Genomic DNA, 17644 nt, shown 5'->3' with positions numbered 1-17644 from the left:
ACCACAGCGCCGACGTTATCCGGCCGCGCAAAGCCGTGTGCCGACGGATGTGCGAATGAGTTCGGCTGCCCGGTCGACGATGTCGTCGAGCGACGGACTCTTGGCAAACATCCTGCGGGCTTCCGCCATGATATGGTCCCGCGTGGGCATATGCGGCACGCGAAGCGTCGCCCACGTTTCGCTCATGCGGTGGCGCGTTTGCCCGAGCGCCCTCTGCAGCTCGGTCAGTTCGGGTCCATGCAGCGCCGAGCTGATGGTAAGCGCGATCCGTTCTGCGTTGAAGCGTGCTGCCAGCTGTTCGGCCGCGCGATTAAGCACGCGCACGCCAAGGCGCTGGTTGTTCCGCAGGACCGCCTCCGGCGGCGCCTTGAGATCCCAGATGAGGCCGCTCCAGGACAGCACCTTCAGGACATAGTAGGCGAGATCGATCTCCCACCATCGGAAGCCCTGGCGGACGCTGCTCTGGTAGGCGTGATGGTTGTTGTGCCAGCCCTCGCCCATGGTGAAGAAGGCAAGCAGCACATTATTACGGGAATCGTCACCCGTCACGTATCGCCTGGTGCCACGCACGTGTGCAAGCGAGTTGATGCAAAAGGTGGCATGATAAAGGAGCACTGTGCTCCAGAGGAATCCGACGACCAGGCCGGGCCACCCCGCGATCAGGAAGCTGAGGCCCGCAACGGCGACCGCCGGCAGCAGCTCGTACCGGTGCAGCCACATCAGCTCAGGATAGCGCGCCAGATCGGCCACTTTGCTCAGGTCGGCCTTGTCGTGCTTGCGTGCGAAGATCCAGCCCAGATGGCTATAGAGGAAGCCGGTATGGCGCGGTGAATGCACGTCCTGAGGCATGTCGGAGTGCAGGTGATGGTCGCGGTGTTTGGACGCCCACCACAGCAGGCTCTTCTGCGCGCTCGTCTGGGCCAGGAATCCCAGCATGAACTGGAACACGCGGCTGGTCGAGAATGTGCGATGGGAGAAATACCGATGATATCCCGCAACGACCCCGAACATGCGCACCCAATAGAGCACTGCGCAGAGGACGAGCGCCTGCCACGTGATTCCGGACCAGAACGCCGCAAAGCAGGCTAGATGAGCCAGCAGAAATGGCAGAGCTGACGGATAGATGATGTCGTTATGGTCGTCCCCGAACGCTCGCGGCATCTCACCTGTTGTCCTTAGCTGGCCTTCTTGATCGGCTTTTTTGGTTTGGGTTTAAGGGCATCGTCGGCCTCCTTGGCCAGGCGCAATGCGCGAAGGCGTGCCGTCTTGTCGAGGACGGCTCGCTTCTCCGCCTCGTATTGCTGCATCGCCAGCGCTGCATCTTTGGCGCGCTTTTCCCTTTCCGCTTCCCTGGCCGCGCGGGCCTCGGTATTCTTCGGTTTCGGGGTCATGACAACTCCTGTTCTTCGGTGCTCGCGTCCCGAAAATGGAAACCCCGCGGCCAACGATGCCAGCCGCGGGGTTTCGATAGCGTTAAGCTTGCCAGTACATCCGTGGTCAAGCGTATAGCCATCAGCGCGCGTTACTCAGCGCGCAGGTTCTCGGCAGACGATTTACCCGACTTGCGGTCGGCGACAACCTCGAACGAGATCTTTTGGCCCTCTCGCAGGGTGCTCATGCCAGCCCGCTCGACCGCGCTGATGTGGACGAAAACGTCCTTGCTGCCGTCCTGCGGCTGAATGAACCCGAAGCCCTTTTGGTTATTGAACCACTTCACAGTTCCCGTATTCATGGGGATAGTCCTCTAGTGCGTGTTTAGAAAAAGCCGCTTATCGCAGCCAGTTAGCTCGAGAATTGGGGAGAGGTCGTCAGTCAGGCGCGCTGTTCGCGGCGAGGCCAAGTCGTTCGGCCGAAACTCGATAGCCTATAGGTGGTGATTGCCCTTCGGAATGCAAGGGCTAATCTCGCTCCCCGCGTCACGCTTTCGTGCCCTGGGCCACGCTCCTTAACGCCTTTGGCCTAGCTCCAAAAGCCCACCGCGGTGCTGTGGAATTACGACTCATCTGCTTGGCCCGAGCAGCCGCGAGCACCGATACACCGCCACAAGATCCTCCATTCCGATCTCGCCGCCGTCACCCCTCTGCGATCTGAGTGGCCGAGACGACTGGCTTCTCACGCCGCGAGATTCTTGCGCGCGGTCGGCGTCTTCCCAAGCTCTTTACGTGCCTCAACCTGCATCGCCGCTTCTCGGGCCAAGCGCAGGGCGCGCAGGTTTTCGACCTTTTGTGTTTCGATCGCGAAAATCGCCGCTCGTTCCTGGAGCACGGCGTTCTCGCGCTCCTTCGCCTCGAGCGCGACAGTCATCGCCTGTTTGCGTACTTCTTCGGACCTCCGAAATCTTGCATTATTCACGACGGCACGTTCCTTGTTGGGGTTTGGACTTGAACAGTCGCACACCGCTGTTGCGGTCGGATGAGCTTCAAGTTTGCGGCTGCCTCTTTCCCGCGCTCTCTCACGATTTCGAAACTGACCGCTTGTCCTTCGCTCAGGAAGCCGATGCCGGCGCGCTCCACCGTCGATATATGCAGGAACACGTCCTTGGCCGCCCCATCAGGTTGGATGAAACCAAAGCCCTTCTGGACATTGAACCACTTGATCTTGCCAGTCTTCATTCTGAAACCTCCAAAAGGGAAATGCTCCGCCGCACTCAACTTGGCGGTTGTGCTTCGAAACGGATGAAGCCGAATCTGCTCACGAAGAGCAAAAAACGGGTCGAGCCCGTTGACGGGATGGATAGCCGCACCATGAACTCTTTCGCCTGCGTTTGCAACGTCGAGTGCCGGCTCTCAGTGTGCCGATCCTATTCTCGTGGAACGAGGCTGTCCTTAGGCACCTCGATACGCTCAGGAATCCACCAATTCGCCCGTGGCCGTATCACGGGTTCGGGTTGGTGCTTTGCCATCCACCGAGCCGTTGAAACCTTGTGTTTCGAGTCCAATGGGCGTACTGTGTTTCGGTCGGACCGCGCGCGATGTCGTGCCTGCCCTTCCACTACAGGTCCGCTCCACACGACAGTTAGCACTGCTTGACTCGATCAGTGGCTTCTTCGCCGTCGGCGACATGGCCGCTGCGCAGCGCGCCCGATCACCTAGAACGCATGTCATCGCTTCGGAGCCGCACATGACCTTTAGACTCTTGCTATCCCACATGATGAATGGCCTCGCCACGTTGGTGATCGTCTTTGCCCTTTTTGTCGCGCTGGCGAACGTGGGGCTTATTTCACGGCCTTCCCCCCAGAATGTCTTCTTTGGAGGATGACCGGATGAAGTCCTGGTTTACTCCTCCCGTTGGCGTGCCGCTCATGATCCTGATCGTGGTGACGCTTGTTTATCTGTTCCGCAGCGCCGTCTGACGCCACGGAACCAAGCACCTGACAAGGCCACCGTCCACGTTCCGCGATTTCCGTATCATTGTAGAGAGCATGAGCGCATGATCATGGCTTGGAGGAACGGTGATATGCTACCGTTCCGGAGCAAGGACTCTCTCAATGAACGTTCCGACATGGACGAAGCCCGCGATCCTTGGTGCGATCGTAGGTGCAGTCGCCACCATGGTCTTCGGTTTCTCGCAGGGCGGCTGGTACACGGGCAACTCGGCTGAGCGCATGGCCGACCAGAAGTCCACCGCTGCGGTTATCGATGCACTGATTCCAATCTGCCTCAGTCAATCGAAGCTGGACCCGGACTCGACAGCCAAGCTTGCGCAATTCGCCGCGATAAAGACGAGCTATGAACAGCGCGATTTCGTGATGAAGACTGGATGGGCGACGATGCCGGCAGCCGAGCAACCGGACCGGGACTTGGCAGCCGCCTGCGCAGGCGCGCTGTCGAAAGCCGGGCAGGGTTGATGCGTCGTCAACGCCGTCGCGTCTGATTGCCGAGCGGCCATGCCGCGCGCATTGCCGTCGGCCGCTGGAGATAGCGGACTATGGTTACTGCTGAGCGTCAAACCACGTCGAAACTTGTCGCCCTCGATGGCGACTCCAGGGTCTTGGGATACACGCACACGAACGACCCCAAGCGGTTCCTTCGCGAACTTGGCGACAGCGCCAAGCTGGCGTACCAAGTCCGCATCTATGAGGTCTGCCCTCCTGTCATTGATGATGTCGACCACTACTATGACTTCGAGGCAACTTGCCTTCTGCAGAAGGACTCAAGGGAAGAGTCGCAGAGCTGAGCCACGCGAGCGCTGGCGGCGACCGCGCAAGTCCCTGCCGAAGGCACGGGACGGCAGGAGTCGCCGTCCATACCATGAGGGCGCATCGCCTGGATGGAAATGGGCACTGGAACATCAACACCTTAGCGGAGGCTTCCAACGGGACCGGGCCCGTGAGAAGCAAGCTTGTCTTTGCCCGGACGGGATAACTGTCGCCTGGAGGCCGGACGGCCGATATCATTTGGCTGACTGACCTGCCTCTGCTGAATGCCCTCGCTCGATGGGATGAGGGCCGAACGCCGAGCTGGTGGTCCGCCCCGCAACGCAGTTCGTTGCGATATCTGTCGGCTGGAATGCAGTTGGTGTCGTGATCCCCCATGAGTTCGGAAACTCCTCAAAGTCTCAATGCCCCGGAATTGGTTGAACGGTTTCAATCAATTCTCACGGGCAGCTGGAAGACCCAGGCGCTTCATGTGGCCGCGGAGTTGCGGCTCGCGGACCTTCTGGCAGCGGGGCCCCGGACGAGCGCCGATCTGGCCCTATCCGTGAAAGCCCATCCGCATTCCCTGCATCGCCTTCTGAGAGCTCTGAGCGCGCTCGACATTTGTGCCGAGCGCGCTGACGGCAGTTTCGAACTGACGCCTCTCGGAGCGCTGCTGCGGGACGACTCCCCGCACTCGCTGCGAGCCTGGACGCTGTGGTGGGGACACCATCTCTGGCCGGTCTGGGGCAACCTCTTATACAGCGTCAGGACCGGTAAGAGCGCCCGGAAGCACCTGTTCGGAACGGATGGTTTCGAGCACCTCCAGAACAATCCGGAAGCCGCCGCCATATTCTACCGGGTCACGATCGAATTGACCCGCTTAACGGCGCAGTTCGTGATGCAAGCCTACGATTTTTCGGGGCTGAAGCGGGTTGTAGATGTCGGCGGCGGCCATGGAGAGATGCTCGCCTATGTCCTGCGGGCAAATCCCGAAGCGTCGGGCATTCTGTTCGACCTCGCGATTGCGGTCGAGGGAGCGGCCGGGAACTTCAAGAAGAACCATCCTGATCTCGACGGGCGATGCGCGTTCGTCCCTGGCGATTTCTTTGAATCGGTTCCGGCGGAAGCGGATGCCTATATCCTGAAGAGCGTAATCCACGACTGGGATGACGAACGAAGTGCCCGAATCCTGGTGAACTGCAGGCGGGCGATGGCGGAGGGCGCGCGACTCCTGGTCATCGAGCCAGTTCTGTCGGAGCGAAGCGCAGCTATCTCCCTTCAATCGACCCTGTCACAGCATGACTTGACCATGCTGGTGGCCCTCGGCGCGCAGGAGCGCACGGAGGGCGAATTCTCGGGTCTGCTGAAGGATGCGGGTCTGCAGGTCTCGAGGATCATTCCTGCCGGTCCGGTGTACAGCATCATCGAGTGTCTGCCGAATTAGCCCGAGCCAGCTCGAGCATCCGCGTGAGGACTGCAGGGCGCTGCGCCATCACGTCCAGCTCCCACGATCTTGTTTGCTCCAGCCTCGCCATGATGGATTCCCGTTCCTTGGCCAAAGTCTCCAGGCCTGCCCGCACATCGTCCGCGACGACCGGCCCGCGCACGGAACTCGCAAGCGGAACCGCGATCCCGAACTGGCGGCATCGTTCTGCGAGCGCGGGCTGGTCCGTGAAGATGGGATAGGAGAGCATGGGCACACGTTGGAAGATGGCCTCGTGAGTCGAATTAAGCCCGTGATGGGTGAGAAACACGTCCGCCTCTCCCAGCACCGCCCGCTGATCGGTGTATTCAACGACCTCCACGTTCGGCCGGCGTAGCCGGCGGATAAGCCCGTCCTCGACCGCCGCGCCGCCAAGGCTGATCAAGGCGCTGGCCTTAGGCATATCGGCAAGGCAGTTCGAGAGCATCTCGAAGACACGCGTTGCCACGTCGGCATAGTACCGGAGGGCGACGGTTCCGAAGCACGCATAGATCCTGAACCGGTCCGGCCCACCGGCGAAATAGGTGTGGGCAGCATCATTCGGCCGCTCACTCTGATCCGGCGATGGAATACAGCCATAGAATGCCACCGGCTCGAAGCTGTTGCGTTCCTCTTCCGTCAGGAACTCGGGCGGCTGGCAGCACACATTCAGATGGGGGCTGTGGCCGGCGATATAGGAGAAGGGCGAGGCATCATGCATTCCGTAGCGTTCGCGCAGGATGGCGACCGCGCGGTGACAGCGTTGCGAGATCGCTACGCGCGGATCAACATGCAGGGCAGGCAGGAAACGCTGCGGATGGATGTTGTGGCCAGGCAATACGTTGATGAAGGGAACGCCGAGCCGCTGGGCGGCCAATCGGCCGATCACGGCGAACGTCTCACAGACCACGAGCGCCGGCCGGATGCTCCTCAGCTTCTCCAGCACCTCCTCCGCATAGTAGGCGGCAAAGCTGACGTAGCGGCACGGCACCGGGACCGATTCGCTGTCCGCGTGCTCGATCGGATGCTCCGTGAAGAGATCGACCAGTCTTGCCCCCATGCGCTCGACATCTGGGCCATAGCGACGATGGGTGAAGACATGAACGTTGCATCCCGCTTGCACGAAACCGGAGATGAGCGCACGGAGCAGCATGAAGTGGCCATGCTCCGGCATGCAAAAGATCGCGACAACGGTTCCCGCCATGTCCGGTTTCATAGCGGCCCGTTGTCGAGCCAGTCGTAAGGGTCCCTCGTCGCGTCTTCATCGAGCTTCCTGAGTAGGGTCAGGCCGGTGCGGCCGTACGGCAGGTCGAGAAGCTGGAGCATCGGATCCTGCTTCAGGCGGTCGACGAAGTATTTGACGCTCATCCCGTACGCTTTGTCGGCGCCATAGACCTTGTCGGGGCGCACGATCATGCTGTCGTGCAGCATGATCAAGCCGCGGGGCTCGAGCAAACCGGAGAACGCCTCATAGTCGAAGCGCGCCTGTTCCTCGGTATGCAAACCGTCAATGAAGATGAGGCCGAGCTTAGGGAGGACACGGTAATCGCTGGTCGTGACGAACTCCTGGGTGGTCATCGGGAAGTGCCGTATGTTCGCGACACCGAAGCCAAGGAAGTATTCCTTCACCCGGACTGCATCCTTCCAGAAGTCGTCCGCCAGGGAAGGGTCGATGAAGATCACTTCGCCGGACTCCAGATTGTCCTGCAGTGCTTTGGCAATCACCAGCGGCACGAAGCCGCGCCATGAACCGATGACCACCGCCAAGCGCGGGCGGACAATGCGGCCGAGGGCGTAGTAGAGCCACCCCAGGCCAAGATTCTGGTCCTCCGCCCGTTGGTGATGTGCCATGCGGAGCAGATCAGGATGTTCAAAGAGATGGGCGATCCAGTCCGGGGACATACCGTGTTTCACGCTTCCTCCATTCTGTCGTTTCCTGCCGGCTCCGGCGGTGCTGGCGGTTGCGGCTTGAGCTCGAGTGGGTCTCGCACGAAGGCGCCGATGCCCGTGGCAAGAGACTTGGCAAGGGGAAGATACCGTTCCTTCGGAAAATCCCCGATCGTCGGCGTGCGGTTGGCGTCGAACAGCACGGGCCGGCCATCCACCATCGTGTAATCGAACTTTCCGAAGTCGAACTTCAGATTCCGACGGATCTGCCGCAACTCTTCGGGCACTTCGGAGAGCCGCTCAAAGTCGACAATGTTGTGCGATTTTATGACCGGGTCGTGAGAGAAGAAGATCGCATGTCGATCCTGGTCGCCGAAGAATAGCCACGTGCGGATGCAATAGCGGCCGTTGATCCTCTCTGGCAGGAAGCGCTCGACAACCAGGTCGTTGTCGCTCCAAACAGCGTCCGGGACCTCGGTCATTGAATCGAAGACAGTGTAATCGAGGAATGCGCTGTCGGAGCCATATCGCCGCCGTCGTCGGGCACGAATGTATCCTTCCTTGAAGTGATCGAGGGCGCTTCTGACGATGTGTCTGCGCTTGCGCGACTTCCAGCCATTCCTGGCAATACGCTCTTCCGGGTAGCCAGCGCAATTCCGATTGGTCTTGACGATCACCGGGCCTTCGTAGCGATCCCCGCGGTCAAGCAAGTTCGTGCTGATCGCACGTTTGGAGATATCGGAAACCTCCCCATTGACGGTCACGACAAAGCGTCGGACGCAAGCGAGGTATTCCTGGGGTATGACGGTGAGATCGACATGCAGGATTGCAAGGTCGGCATCTACACGGGCCTTGGGCTTTTTAACCACGCTGACACGAATGCCGCTTTCGAGCCAGCACTCAGAGATCGCCCGGAGCCAGTAGTCGAGCCGATCAAACCGGTCATGACGATGGACGACGATTGCGACATGGAGCATGATCTTGTCATCTCGATCCGGCTTACATCCCTCCGGTGATCCTCGCGATCGAACCGGGCTCCGCGTCGCATCCGTTCCTGGGACTCATCAACGGTTCCAACCTGCGAGAAATAGTCAACACAAGATCGCCCCTACAGCCCTCACCCTTCTCGGCTTCTACCTGATACGGCGTTTCCACGAATGAGAGCGCCCGCAGCGCTCTCAGAAGCCAACGAGGAATCGCCGTCGAATATACGGTCCGGGGACAAGTGGCTCAATCCGCGAATCACCACCGAAGGTTGGCCCATGACTGCCATTTCATGGTCCACCCCGGCGAGCTTCGTGCCGAGCAGTGCTTCCTCAGCCGGCGGGCTACCGATGGCGCAGCGATCTTGAGCACAAAGGACAATCCTGGCGCACCGGGCTGGATGAAGGTGGGCACTGGAAAATCAATGCGTTAACTGCCAGGAGAGTCGCGCGATCCGGCCCCGGTCCAGCGCCATGACGACTCCATGAGAAGTCGTTCCGGGACCTCCCCAGCTTTCTGATATTGGTAGCCATCATCGCGGCCAATCACGCGCTCGCCGGACGGACTGACGAGGCGCAACGAGCGATGCAGTGCCTGCGCCAGCTCGATCCGGCCCTCCGCGTCTCCAGCCTGACGGATTGGTCCCGATCCGCCGGCCGGAAGACCTCGCCGTCTTCTCGGGCGGCCTGCGCAAAGCGGGACTCCCGGAATGACAGAAGAGCCTTCCATCCATTTGCCATAGGACGAGTTCACTGAAACGCCGAGATTTAAGGGCTTTATTGCTCTGCGCGTTCGCACCAGAGTTTCGCCCGCCGGAGGTCGGCCACGAACCGATCGTACTCCGCCGCGGCAACATCGGGGTCTGGCAGGCGCAAAAGATATGACGGGTGGACGGTGACCAGGACCGCCCTGCCGCTCCAAGATTGAATTGACCCTCGCTCCTTGGTCACCGGCACGGGACGGCCAGCCAAGCTGAGAGCCGCGGTTGCGCCCAGACTGACAACGAGCTTCGGCCTGATCAGGTCCAATTCACCCCGAAGCCAGTGGCGGCAGGCCGTCACCTCGATCGTGCCCGGTTTCTGATGGATGCGGCGCTTTCCACGCGGTTCAAATTTGAAGTGCTTCACGGCGTTCGTCACGTAGACAGCGCCTCGGTCGATACCGGCCTGGGCGAGGGCACGATCAAAGACCTGCCCAGCCGGCCCGACGAAGGGCCGTCCCTGCAAGTCCTCCTGGTCGCCCGGCTGCTCTCCAACGAAGACCATGCTGGCGCTTAACGGCCCTTCGCCGAAAACCATCTGCGTCGCCGCAGCGTGGAGCGGACATTGCCTGCAGGCGTGCGCCGCTTCCTTCAGCGCCTCCCATGGGGGCGGCGCCTCGCCCGCTGCGCCGAGCTGCCGCTCCGACAGCACGTCCGCAAACCGAGGCGGCCGGTCAGGCGCGCGTTGCTCCATCTCTTTCACCCGAGTGCGCGCCGTCCTCACAAGCTGGGGCATCGATGTGGTCTCCGGCATGGTCGGCCAGTGGCGCTTGGGCATCTGGGCCAGCATCGCGTTCACGCGCAGGCGTGCGGGATTGAAGGTGATGCGGTAATAGGTGCTCCACACCTCATCGAGAACGGCATCGTCCTGCTTCGGAGGCCGTGCGACAGGTGGCCCGAAGTGCAGAGACTTGTCTTGCCACGCAGCGGTGCCGCAAGGCGTCGCGATGATCCAGTCCATGTTGGTGAAGCGATCGGCAAAAAATGGCGCTGCCTTCCGCAACACGTTGTGCTGCGGCTCGAACCAGGCCACGAACATGGGCCTGCCCTCGATCATTCGCTCCCTGAAGCGCGTGAAGGCGTGCATGCGGTAGACATCGCGCGCCACCGCCTTGGCGTATTGCTGCGCGCGCTGCACATCGGGATCCGCTGCTTGCTCGAGCACATTGCGCTCGCCCGCTTGAACACGCCACAACAGCCGATAGAGCAGTGCAAACCGATCCTCGGCGCTGTGGCAGACCACGTCCGAGACAAGCTCGACGAAGCGCCGCGGCATGAGGATCGTAGGCGCATCGCGTGGCTCCGCTGGCTCGAAGAGCGAACCAGTGCCGTCCGCGTCGAAGACCACCTCGTCGGGATGCAGCCCCTGCGCAAGGCAGGACCGCGCGATCCTCCGGAAAGTATCGTCGCCGCCATCCGGCGGCACTGTGACGGAACGAAGTGCCATCATAGTGCCAATGCAAGTTGTTGCGGTGCTGGTGCGAGACGGTGTCGCAGAGTCGCATCCTCTAACAGGCTTTTTGGCCGCCAGTCGGGCGTCACGATGAACGGCCGCACGCGTGCCAGAGAGGATGTAAGGCGCGCCACGTCTTTCAGCCGCAGCCTGCAGTGGCGGCGCGCGGCAACAATACGGTCGACCGACCGCGTCCCGAGACCAGGCACGCGCAGCAAGCTCTCGCGGCTCGCTCGGTTGACGTCCACTGGGAACGCGTCTCGATGCGCCAGCGCCCAGGCCAGCTTCGGATCCACTGCGGCGTCCAGCATGCCGTTCGCCAATGTGCTCTCGACCTCCGGGAGCGAAAATCCGTAGAACCGCAGCAGCCAGTCGGCCTGGTACAGGCGATGCTCGCGCACCAGCGGTGTAGCGTGGTTGGGCAATTGCGGTGACGCGTGGCCCGTGGGACTGAAGGCGGAGTAGTAGACACGCTTGAGCGCGTAGGAGGCGTAGAAATTGGAGCTGGCACGCAGGATATCGAGATCAGTGGATGGATCCGCACCGATCACCATCTGCGTACTTTGTCCCGCCGGAGCGTAGCGTGGCGGACGCGCCGATCCACGCGAGGGCTCTGCCGCGGCATCGATGTGGCTGCGGGTGCGCGCCAGACCGCGCTTGATTTCAACCGCCGATTTCTCCGGCGCAAGGGCAGCGAGCGCAGCGTCGCTGGGCATCTCGACATTCATCGACAGGCGATCGGCATAGCGGCCAGCCTCGGCGATCAACTCGGGAGAAGCGCCGGGAATCGTCTTCAGGTGGATGTAACCTCGGAACTGATGCTCCTCTCGCAGGGTCTTCGCGACGCGGATGAGTTCCTCCATCGTCTGGTCGGCTGAACGTGCAATCCCCGACGACAGGAACAGCCCCTCGATGCAATTGCGTCGGTAGAGATCGAGGGTGAGCTTCACCACCTCTTCCACGGAGAAGCGTGCCCGAGGCACATCGCTCGATCGGCGGCTGACACAGTAGGCGCAGTCATAGATGCAAAAATTCGTCAGCAAGATTTTCAGCAGCGAAACGCATCGGCCATCCGGCGTGAAGGCGTGGCAGATGCCCTGCCCGGTGACCGAGCCGAGGCCCGACCCGGCATTTCTCTTGTCTCCACCGGAGGAGACGCAGGACGCATCGTATTTCGCTGCGTCAGCCAAAATCTCTAGTTTCTGCAATGTGTTCAGGGGCATTCAGCACTCCTGTTCATGATATGTTCTAACGCCAGCCCGGGGAACTTGCAAGCGCGGAGACGAGGATGTTTTCAGGGATCGGGTTCGGCGAGCTCGTTGCGCTCACGCCATTTGAAGCCGAGCAGGATTGCGACTAGGCCGAGGCTGATCGCATTCGCGGCAGCGATGATCAGATCATCGCGCAGCAGCCCGTACGTAAGCCAAAGCGCAAATCCAAGGCTTAATGCGATGAGCATCTTCTTCGAGAGGTCGCCGGACCTACCGGTGCGGAAGCATTTGATCACTTGTGGAACGTTGGCGATGGTCGTCAGAAATGCCGCGAGGCCCCCCAGCAGGTTCGTGAGTACGTCCATGCGTGAAGAACGGCGCTTCGGCTTCTTCGTTCCATGAAGACGTCGCAGACGCCACTCGCTCTGTGGCGTCGCTCCAGGTGTGTGCGTCGGCGAGCAAGCTCATGCTTGACCTCGGCGTATTTGAACCGCGCGATAGGCCAACTCACGAGCTCGCTGCTGCACCAAAATCGTGCCAACCGGGGCCCACACAGTCCGGGGCCTTCTAGGTCCTGATGGCGCGCAATGAGACCCGACGCGTCTGCTCCTGGAGTAGCAGCCGCGGCGGAAGAACTGCGAGCAGACGCGCCCGTGCGCGCTGCTTGCTCTGCGATTGTGTGCCGACTTGTCTCCTTTTGAAAGCGCGCTTTGTCAGCCGTGCCGCTCGGCCTGGACCTCGCCTACACTGATCGCACGGGAAAACGGGATCAGCTGCCACAAGGCCGAGAGGCCGACCAGAACATAGACGACGCGGGCGAGCGCAGCATTTTGCCCGCCGAAGATCGCCGCGACGAGATCGAACTGGAAGGCGCCGACGAGCCCCCAGTTGATACCGCCAATGATGATGAGAACAAGTGTGATCAGATTTACCGCTTTCATCGCAAGTCTCCATGCAAGGCCGGAACGTGTCACGGCGAACCAACGCGAACTTGCGATGGCCAGTAGTAGTTCCCTTTCACGCGGGCTGCGTGTGCATTTGGGAGCGCACCCAGCTTACAGTGGGCCGAGATGATAGCCGCTGGTCGGGCGGTGCGACGCGCTCGTGTCAAAGAGGCAGCGAGTCAAGCGCCGCCAGCCGCCCGCTAAACAGCCCAGCATCAGGGCGGCTCGTTGGGCCCCAACCTCCGAACCAAATCAGCTCGTTGGCGGCGAACAACACGCTGCCATCCCGTCGGAACACCTCGAACAGTGTCACTTGTACCCATACCCTCTCCCGCCCGACCACGAAGCACCCAGTACGCGTAGGCCACATAGCCGAGCGAACACCGGGAGAAGAATGAGCATACCCAACAGCAGGAACACCTGGTTCGACTGAGGAGCTGGGGCTTCGTGAAAGTTGACGCTCCGCGGGACGATATTTGGCCAAAGGCTGATGGCCAAGCCGAGAAAGCCGAGCAGGAAAGCACCATTGCGAGGAGAAATGGGAGCACGTGCCACGTTTTTCCCTGCCGAATGGCCGGTGGATGTCGCAGCTTGTCGCCGCAACGAGCAGCGGTGCCGGGGATAAATAGGCGAGATTCGGCCACAAGAATCACCGGTCGGCAATCGCCGGACCGAGAAGGCTGCCGCGCTCGGCTCCGGTACCGGAACCGGAGGCCTCGCTTGGCGGTTCACCTGCCAAGCACCGCACGAGCTTTGCTTGCTGCCACGTGAGGAGCGATGCCGCAGCTGCCCTACAGGAGGCGGGTAACCGCGGGCGAAAGTCGCCCGCGACGGGGCCGAATCAGGCAGGGCCGGCGCAATCTCGCGCTGACCACGCGGCGGGAACTTGAGGGCTGCCGGCGGCCTCAGGGGCGAGCCCGTTGCGGGGGTTGCGCGACGTGCCCGAGCCAAAATCATGATGCTGCGGTTGCGCTCGCGGCGATATTCACACGATCTTCGTGCCGTTTTACACCCCATCGCACGTTGGGGCTCGCCGGTGGCTGAGGCTAGGATGCTACGTGTGGCCCGAGCGGCGGAGTTCCGGGATCACCTGACGCTTCTGCGCGATGACATCCTGCTCGTCTCCCACAACGATGCCGATGGCTTGTCGGCCGCGGCGATCCTCGCGCGTGCGCTCCCGCGGGTCGGGCGCCGCGTGAGGCTGCGCATCCTCGGCAGAGGCGAGAATCCCTGGTCCGCCGAGTTCCGCGGGGAAGTCGCGGCGAGCGCGATTGGCGGTATCATCGCCACCGACCTCGGCGTGCGCGCGGGGTCCATTCGCGCCGACTGCCCGACCATTCTCATCGATCACCACGTGCCGGCCGGCGTTCCCGACGAGGCGATTGTCATATCGGGCTTCCACGAAGATCCCATCCCCACCTCCAGCCTTCTCGCCTACCGCTGCACGGCGAGCCTCGGGCCGGCAGACGACCTGCTCTGGCTGGCGGCTCTTGGCATCGTCGGCGACATGGCCGAGAGCGCCGCTTTCCCGGAGATGGGGGAGGCTCGGCGGCGGTATGGCGTCACCCCGCTGCGCAAGGCGGCGGCTCTGATCAATGCCGCGCGGCGCAGCGCGACGGGCGACGCAGGTCCTGCGCTCGCGCTGTTGCTGAAGGCCGACTCGCCGCAAAAGGCACTCTCGCGCCAGAATCCGGAAACCGCTGTGCTCGAGGCCGCGCGAGATGAAGTCAAACGAGCGCTCGAAGCCGCGAAACGTCTGCCTCCGAAGATTGCTGGGCCCGTGGCTCTCGTCCTGCTTCACTCGCCATGCCAGATCCATCCGCTCGTGGCGCAGTCCTGGCGGGCGCGACTGAAGGATCGGATCGTGATTGCGGCAAACACCGGCTACCGGCCGGGCTGGATCCATTTCGCCGCGCGGACCGACCGCGATGAGGATCTCATCGCCTTCCTGCGCGATCACGCGCCTCCCGGCGCTGACGAAGCCTACGGGAGCGGGCATCGGCGCGCGACGGGTGGCGCGTTGCGACCGGCAGCGTGGAACGCCTTTGCGCGCTCCCTCGGGCTTGGCGAGGCTGCAAGCATTTCGGCCGGGGATTCGGCATGAACCCAAAAATTCGCCGGCTTGGGTTTGCCGTGAAGGTGCTGGGCGTGCCCGGAATGAAGAGTAACGACTCGCGGCGCTGGGCGAACAACCCGCACCTCAAAGTCTCGCTCGAGTACATTGATCAGATCCTTAGCTATCTCGGGCGCAGTCGTATCACGATGTACCGGCTGTCGTCGGACCTAGCGCCCTATGCCACGCACCCGGACATGCCACAGTTTCACAGGATGGTCGCAGAAAGCGCACGCGAGCTGCGGGCGGTCGGCGACAAGGCGAAACAACTGGACATCCGGCTCTCGTTTCATCCGTCGCAATACATCATCCTCAACAGCCCCGACGCGGAGCTGGTCAAGAAGAGCATTGCCGACCTCGTCTCACAGGCAGAAATGCTGGACCGAATGGAACTTGGTCCGGAGGCCGTGCTCGTAATCCATGTGGGAGGAACCTACGGAGATGCGGCGACGAGCCGCGCGCGCTGGGTCAAGACCTGGCGCGATTTGCCCGAGCCAGTGCGGCGCCGCCTGGTCCTGGAGAACGACGATCTGCGCTTCAGCGCCGCCGATGTCCTCTGGATTCACCGATACACTGGCGTGAGGCTGGTGTTCGACTATCAGCACTTCTGGTGCCTCAATCCCGAGCGGCTAGAACTGCGCCCAACGCTCGCTTCATTCGTGGCGACTTGGCCCAACGGCGTCGTGCCGAAGATTCATTTCTCCTCGCCGCGCACCGAAATGCGTGAGGTGAAGCGCAAGGATAAATCTGGCACGATGAAGTCGGTCCTGCTTCCACCGGTATTCACCGGACATGCGGATTTCTGCAATCCGTTTGAATTCGCGACATTCATGAGGGTTGCCGAAGGGCTACCGTTCGATGCCATGCTGGAAGCGAAGGCAAAGGATCTGGCATTACTGCGCTTGCGCGGCGACCTCCTCCGCTACGCACCAGACCTCGCGCCGCAGTTCGGCGTCGCGCCCGACGAGGGCGCTACTGCGGAAACATTGGAAATTCCAGCGGCTGAAATCGAAAAAGAGCTGGCCTAATGCGTTTCTAGGGCCTCCGATAAGCTCGGGTGCGGCAAGCTATCTCAGCCGTCGCAACCGGGTCAGCCACCGCAGCCGCCACCGGCCGTCGCTTCCTGCCGGACCTCCCTGAAGTGAATCGGTACCGCCGCTTCTGCCCTCGGACCTGAAGCTCCGACTTGCGCCGACGGGCGAAGCCGTTGAGGTGCTAGGGTCCAGGCTACTGCCGTGTTGGAGCAATCTCCGGTCACCGCTGTTCACACCAGCACGCGACAATTACTTCACCCTGGAGGCGACATATGGAGCGGATTGAAAAGCACATTGAAGTCGATGTGCCCGTGTCCACAGCGTACAATCAGTTCACTCAATTCGAAGAGTTTCCGAAGTTCATGGAGGGCGTAGAGCAGATCACGCAGATCGACGACAAGCACACGCACTGGAGAGTCGAAATCGCTGGTCATACCCGAGAGTTCGATTCCGAGATTACCGAACAGGTTCCAGATAAGGTAATCGCGTGGCGCTCGACCACTCCGCCGTTCAATGCCGGCCGAGCAATCTTCGAGCCTTTGGAGTCGAACAAGTGCCGCGTCACTCTCCAGATGGAATACGAGCCTGAAGGTATGGTCGAGAACGTCGGCTCCTCGCTTGGGCTGGTTGGCAACCGAGCTAAAGGAGACCTGGAGCGTTTCAAGGCTTTTATCGAGTCGCGTGGTAGCGAGACCGGAGCGTGGCGCGGCGAACTCCATTGAGCGCGCACGTCTTCCCGCGCCTACCGCAGCGCGCGCCGGAGGTGGATTGCAGGCTCGAGTTGCTCTCGAGCCTGCGCGCGACTGGCGGGTGAGGAACGCCCGCCGAACCGACTTTGTTGTTCATCCCGCAGCCATTCTGCGGTGGTGAAGGAGGCGCTATCTCATGAAAGGCTTCGTGGGTGACATTGAAGAATTGACAATCAACAACACCGACTTCCGGCGGGTTTTGTATACCGGCCATCATCTTCAGTTGGTCTTGATGTCGATTGGCATTGATCAAGATATCGGCGAGGAAGTGCACGAGGACAGAGATCAGTTCTTCAGGGTTGAGAGCGGCGAGGGCGAGTTTCTAATCGACGGCGTCGTTCATAAGATCAAGGATGACGACGCGGTGGTCGTCCCCGCAGGAGCTCGCCATAACATCACCAATACCGGCACCAAACCGCTCAAGGTCTACACGATTTATGCCACGCCTGAGCACAAGCATGGGACCGTCCACCACACCAAAATGCAAGCGGATGCTTCACACGAGCATTTCGACGGTCAGACGACGGAGTGAATCGGGCGCGCGTTTCCCACAGCTCACCATACTCGACCTAGCGCGTTAAGCGATTCAAAATCTAAGTAAAATTGCGTGCTTCCCCGGGGAAGGCAATTGCTTGAAGTGAAGCTTTTCCGTCTAGGCGAGAATGGCGCACCCGGCGAGATTCGAACTCACGACCTTTGCCTTCGGAGGGCAACGCTCTATCCAGCTGAGCTACGGGTGCTTGGCGAACGGTCGGAGGCGCACCATACTCGACCATCTCGCCGGCATCAAGCCTCCCATGGTATCGAATTTCCAGGATTATCAAGCGGTTGGCAGGCATCAGTCGATATTGCGCAAGCGCGACGGTCCCAGACCAAAGTCCCGCGACGTACCGGCATAAGCCCTTGTTT

The 17644-nt window shown here is 61.3% G+C and carries 19 protein-coding genes and 1 tRNA gene; 7 read left to right on the top strand and 13 right to left on the bottom strand.

Annotated elements, in window-relative coordinates; all coding sequences use genetic code 11:
• Window positions 1-15 precede the first annotated feature (15 nt).
• The 5 genes from DTX69_RS00975 to DTX69_RS00955 form a co-directional block, all read right to left on the bottom strand.
• Complete coding sequence (locus DTX69_RS00975; RefSeq protein WP_119299620.1) at window positions 16-1161, bottom strand: acyl-CoA desaturase; 1146 nt, start codon at window positions 1159-1161, stop codon at window positions 16-18.
• A 14-nt stretch (window positions 1162-1175) separates the two neighbouring features.
• On the bottom strand, window positions 1176-1391 hold the full coding sequence (locus tag DTX69_RS00970) for a hypothetical protein (protein ID WP_119299619.1): 216 nt from the start codon (window positions 1389-1391) through the stop codon (window positions 1176-1178).
• A 131-nt stretch (window positions 1392-1522) separates the two neighbouring features.
• The gene (locus DTX69_RS00965) at window positions 1523-1732 is read right to left on the bottom strand and encodes a cold-shock protein (protein ID WP_119299618.1); all 210 of its coding nucleotides are present in this window, start codon (window positions 1730-1732) and stop codon (window positions 1523-1525) included.
• Window positions 1733-2112: 380 nt separating this feature from the next.
• Entirely contained in the window at window positions 2113-2304 is a 192-nt protein-coding gene (locus DTX69_RS00960) for a hypothetical protein (protein WP_119299617.1), read from the bottom strand.
• 44 nt (window positions 2305-2348) lie between these two features.
• Complete coding sequence (locus DTX69_RS00955) at window positions 2349-2612, bottom strand: cold-shock protein (RefSeq protein ID WP_119299616.1); 264 nt, start codon at window positions 2610-2612, stop codon at window positions 2349-2351.
• Between the two features lie 938 nt (window positions 2613-3550).
• On the opposite strand from DTX69_RS00955, the gene DTX69_RS00945 reads away from it, so the two are divergent.
• From DTX69_RS00945 to DTX69_RS00935, 3 genes are all read left to right on the top strand, one after another.
• The gene (locus tag DTX69_RS00945; protein ID WP_284735474.1) at window positions 3551-3847 is read left to right on the top strand and encodes a hypothetical protein; all 297 of its coding nucleotides are present in this window, start codon (window positions 3551-3553) and stop codon (window positions 3845-3847) included.
• An 80-nt stretch (window positions 3848-3927) separates the two neighbouring features.
• Window positions 3928-4176 (top strand): hypothetical protein, encoded by a 249-nt coding sequence (locus tag DTX69_RS00940; protein WP_119299613.1) that lies wholly within the window; start codon window positions 3928-3930, stop codon window positions 4174-4176.
• A gap of 356 nt (window positions 4177-4532) precedes the next feature.
• Window positions 4533-5582: a methyltransferase gene (locus DTX69_RS00935; protein WP_119299612.1), complete on the top strand. Its 1050-nt coding sequence runs from the start codon at window positions 4533-4535 to the stop codon at window positions 5580-5582.
• Here the strand turns inward: DTX69_RS00935 and DTX69_RS00930 are convergent.
• The 7 genes from DTX69_RS00930 to DTX69_RS00895 all read right to left on the bottom strand — a co-directional run bounded on the left by DTX69_RS00930 (window position 5560) and on the right by DTX69_RS00895 (window position 12836).
• The gene (locus DTX69_RS00930; protein ID WP_162916487.1) at window positions 5560-6804 is read right to left on the bottom strand and encodes a glycosyltransferase; all 1245 of its coding nucleotides are present in this window, start codon (window positions 6802-6804) and stop codon (window positions 5560-5562) included. The genes DTX69_RS00935 and DTX69_RS00930 overlap by 23 nt on opposite strands.
• 8 nt (window positions 6805-6812) lie before the next feature.
• Window positions 6813-7514, bottom strand: coding sequence for a class I SAM-dependent methyltransferase (locus DTX69_RS00925; protein WP_284735473.1), 702 nt, complete (start codon window positions 7512-7514; stop codon window positions 6813-6815).
• Complete coding sequence (locus tag DTX69_RS00920) at window positions 7511-8464, bottom strand: hypothetical protein (protein ID WP_119299609.1); 954 nt, start codon at window positions 8462-8464, stop codon at window positions 7511-7513. Before DTX69_RS00920 ends, DTX69_RS00925 begins: the two co-directional genes overlap by 4 nt.
• Before the next feature lie 783 nt (window positions 8465-9247).
• Complete coding sequence (locus DTX69_RS00910) at window positions 9248-10681, bottom strand: UdgX family uracil-DNA binding protein (RefSeq protein ID WP_119299608.1); 1434 nt, start codon at window positions 10679-10681, stop codon at window positions 9248-9250.
• A complete protein-coding gene (locus DTX69_RS00905) occupies window positions 10678-11907 on the bottom strand; it encodes a putative DNA modification/repair radical SAM protein (RefSeq protein ID WP_119299607.1) in 1230 nt (409 codons plus the stop codon). The genes DTX69_RS00910 and DTX69_RS00905 overlap by 4 nt, the downstream gene beginning before the upstream one ends.
• A gap of 71 nt (window positions 11908-11978) precedes the next feature.
• Window positions 11979-12260, bottom strand: coding sequence for a SemiSWEET family sugar transporter (locus DTX69_RS00900; RefSeq protein WP_119299606.1), 282 nt, complete (start codon window positions 12258-12260; stop codon window positions 11979-11981).
• Between the two features lie 348 nt (window positions 12261-12608).
• Window positions 12609-12836, bottom strand: a complete 228-nt coding sequence (locus DTX69_RS00895) for a DUF378 domain-containing protein (RefSeq protein ID WP_119299605.1) — start codon at window positions 12834-12836, stop codon at window positions 12609-12611.
• A gap of 1063 nt (window positions 12837-13899) precedes the next feature.
• On the opposite strand from DTX69_RS00895, the gene DTX69_RS00890 reads away from it, so the two are divergent.
• From DTX69_RS00890 to DTX69_RS00875, 4 genes are all read left to right on the top strand, one after another.
• On the top strand, window positions 13900-14943 hold the full coding sequence (locus DTX69_RS00890; protein ID WP_284735472.1) for a single-stranded-DNA-specific exonuclease RecJ family protein: 1044 nt from the start codon (window positions 13900-13902) through the stop codon (window positions 14941-14943).
• Window positions 14940-15980 carry a UV DNA damage repair endonuclease UvsE gene (gene uvsE / locus DTX69_RS00885; RefSeq protein ID WP_119299603.1) on the top strand — a complete coding sequence of 347 codons (1041 nt, stop codon included), beginning with the start codon at window positions 14940-14942 and terminating at the stop codon, window positions 15978-15980. The genes DTX69_RS00890 and uvsE overlap by 4 nt, the downstream gene beginning before the upstream one ends.
• Window positions 15981-16258: 278 nt before the next feature.
• Entirely contained in the window at window positions 16259-16708 is a 450-nt protein-coding gene (locus DTX69_RS00880; protein WP_119299602.1) for an SRPBCC family protein, read from the top strand.
• 163 nt (window positions 16709-16871) lie between these two features.
• Entirely contained in the window at window positions 16872-17267 is a 396-nt protein-coding gene (locus DTX69_RS00875) for a cupin domain-containing protein (RefSeq protein ID WP_119299601.1), read from the top strand.
• Between the two features lie 131 nt (window positions 17268-17398).
• Here the strand turns inward: DTX69_RS00875 and DTX69_RS00870 are convergent.
• Window positions 17399-17475, bottom strand: a tRNA-Arg gene (locus tag DTX69_RS00870).
• Window positions 17476-17644 lie beyond the last annotated feature (169 nt).

The organism is Dongia deserti (assembly GCF_003574735.1).
In the GTDB taxonomy this organism is placed as follows: domain Bacteria; phylum Pseudomonadota; class Alphaproteobacteria; order Dongiales; family Dongiaceae; genus Dongia_A; species Dongia_A deserti.
The sequence above is the reverse complement of the archived record's forward strand: the minus strand, read 5'-3'. Positions and strand labels throughout refer to the sequence as shown.

Coding starts and splice junctions, on each gene's coding strand:
- DTX69_RS00955 (WP_119299616.1), bottom strand. CDS start 2,612: ATGAAGACTGGCAAGATCAAGTGGTTCAATGTCCAGAAGGGCTTTGGT.
- DTX69_RS00975 (WP_119299620.1), bottom strand. CDS start 1,161: ATGCCGCGAGCGTTCGGGGACGACCATAACGACATCATCTATCCGTCA.
- DTX69_RS00895 (WP_119299605.1), bottom strand. CDS start 12,836: ATGAAAGCGGTAAATCTGATCACACTTGTTCTCATCATCATTGGCGGT.
- DTX69_RS00920 (WP_119299609.1), bottom strand. CDS start 8,464: ATGCTCCATGTCGCAATCGTCGTCCATCGTCATGACCGGTTTGATCGG.
- DTX69_RS00965 (WP_119299618.1), bottom strand. CDS start 1,732: ATGAATACGGGAACTGTGAAGTGGTTCAATAACCAAAAGGGCTTCGGG.
- DTX69_RS00875 (WP_119299601.1), top strand. CDS start 16,872: ATGAAAGGCTTCGTGGGTGACATTGAAGAATTGACAATCAACAACACC.
- DTX69_RS00960 (WP_119299617.1), bottom strand. CDS start 2,304: ATGACTGTCGCGCTCGAGGCGAAGGAGCGCGAGAACGCCGTGCTCCAG.
- DTX69_RS00930 (WP_162916487.1), bottom strand. CDS start 6,804: ATGGCGGGAACCGTTGTCGCGATCTTTTGCATGCCGGAGCATGGCCAC.
- DTX69_RS00970 (WP_119299619.1), bottom strand. CDS start 1,391: ATGACCCCGAAACCGAAGAATACCGAGGCCCGCGCGGCCAGGGAAGCG.
- DTX69_RS00940 (WP_119299613.1), top strand. CDS start 3,928: ATGGTTACTGCTGAGCGTCAAACCACGTCGAAACTTGTCGCCCTCGAT.
- DTX69_RS00910 (WP_119299608.1), bottom strand. CDS start 10,681: ATGATGGCACTTCGTTCCGTCACAGTGCCGCCGGATGGCGGCGACGAT.
- DTX69_RS00905 (WP_119299607.1), bottom strand. CDS start 11,907: ATGCCCCTGAACACATTGCAGAAACTAGAGATTTTGGCTGACGCAGCG.
- DTX69_RS00900 (WP_119299606.1), bottom strand. CDS start 12,260: ATGGACGTACTCACGAACCTGCTGGGGGGCCTCGCGGCATTTCTGACG.
- DTX69_RS00945 (WP_284735474.1), top strand. CDS start 3,551: ATGGTCTTCGGTTTCTCGCAGGGCGGCTGGTACACGGGCAACTCGGCT.
- DTX69_RS00935 (WP_119299612.1), top strand. CDS start 4,533: ATGAGTTCGGAAACTCCTCAAAGTCTCAATGCCCCGGAATTGGTTGAA.
- DTX69_RS00880 (WP_119299602.1), top strand. CDS start 16,259: ATGGAGCGGATTGAAAAGCACATTGAAGTCGATGTGCCCGTGTCCACA.
- uvsE (WP_119299603.1), top strand. CDS start 14,940: ATGAACCCAAAAATTCGCCGGCTTGGGTTTGCCGTGAAGGTGCTGGGC.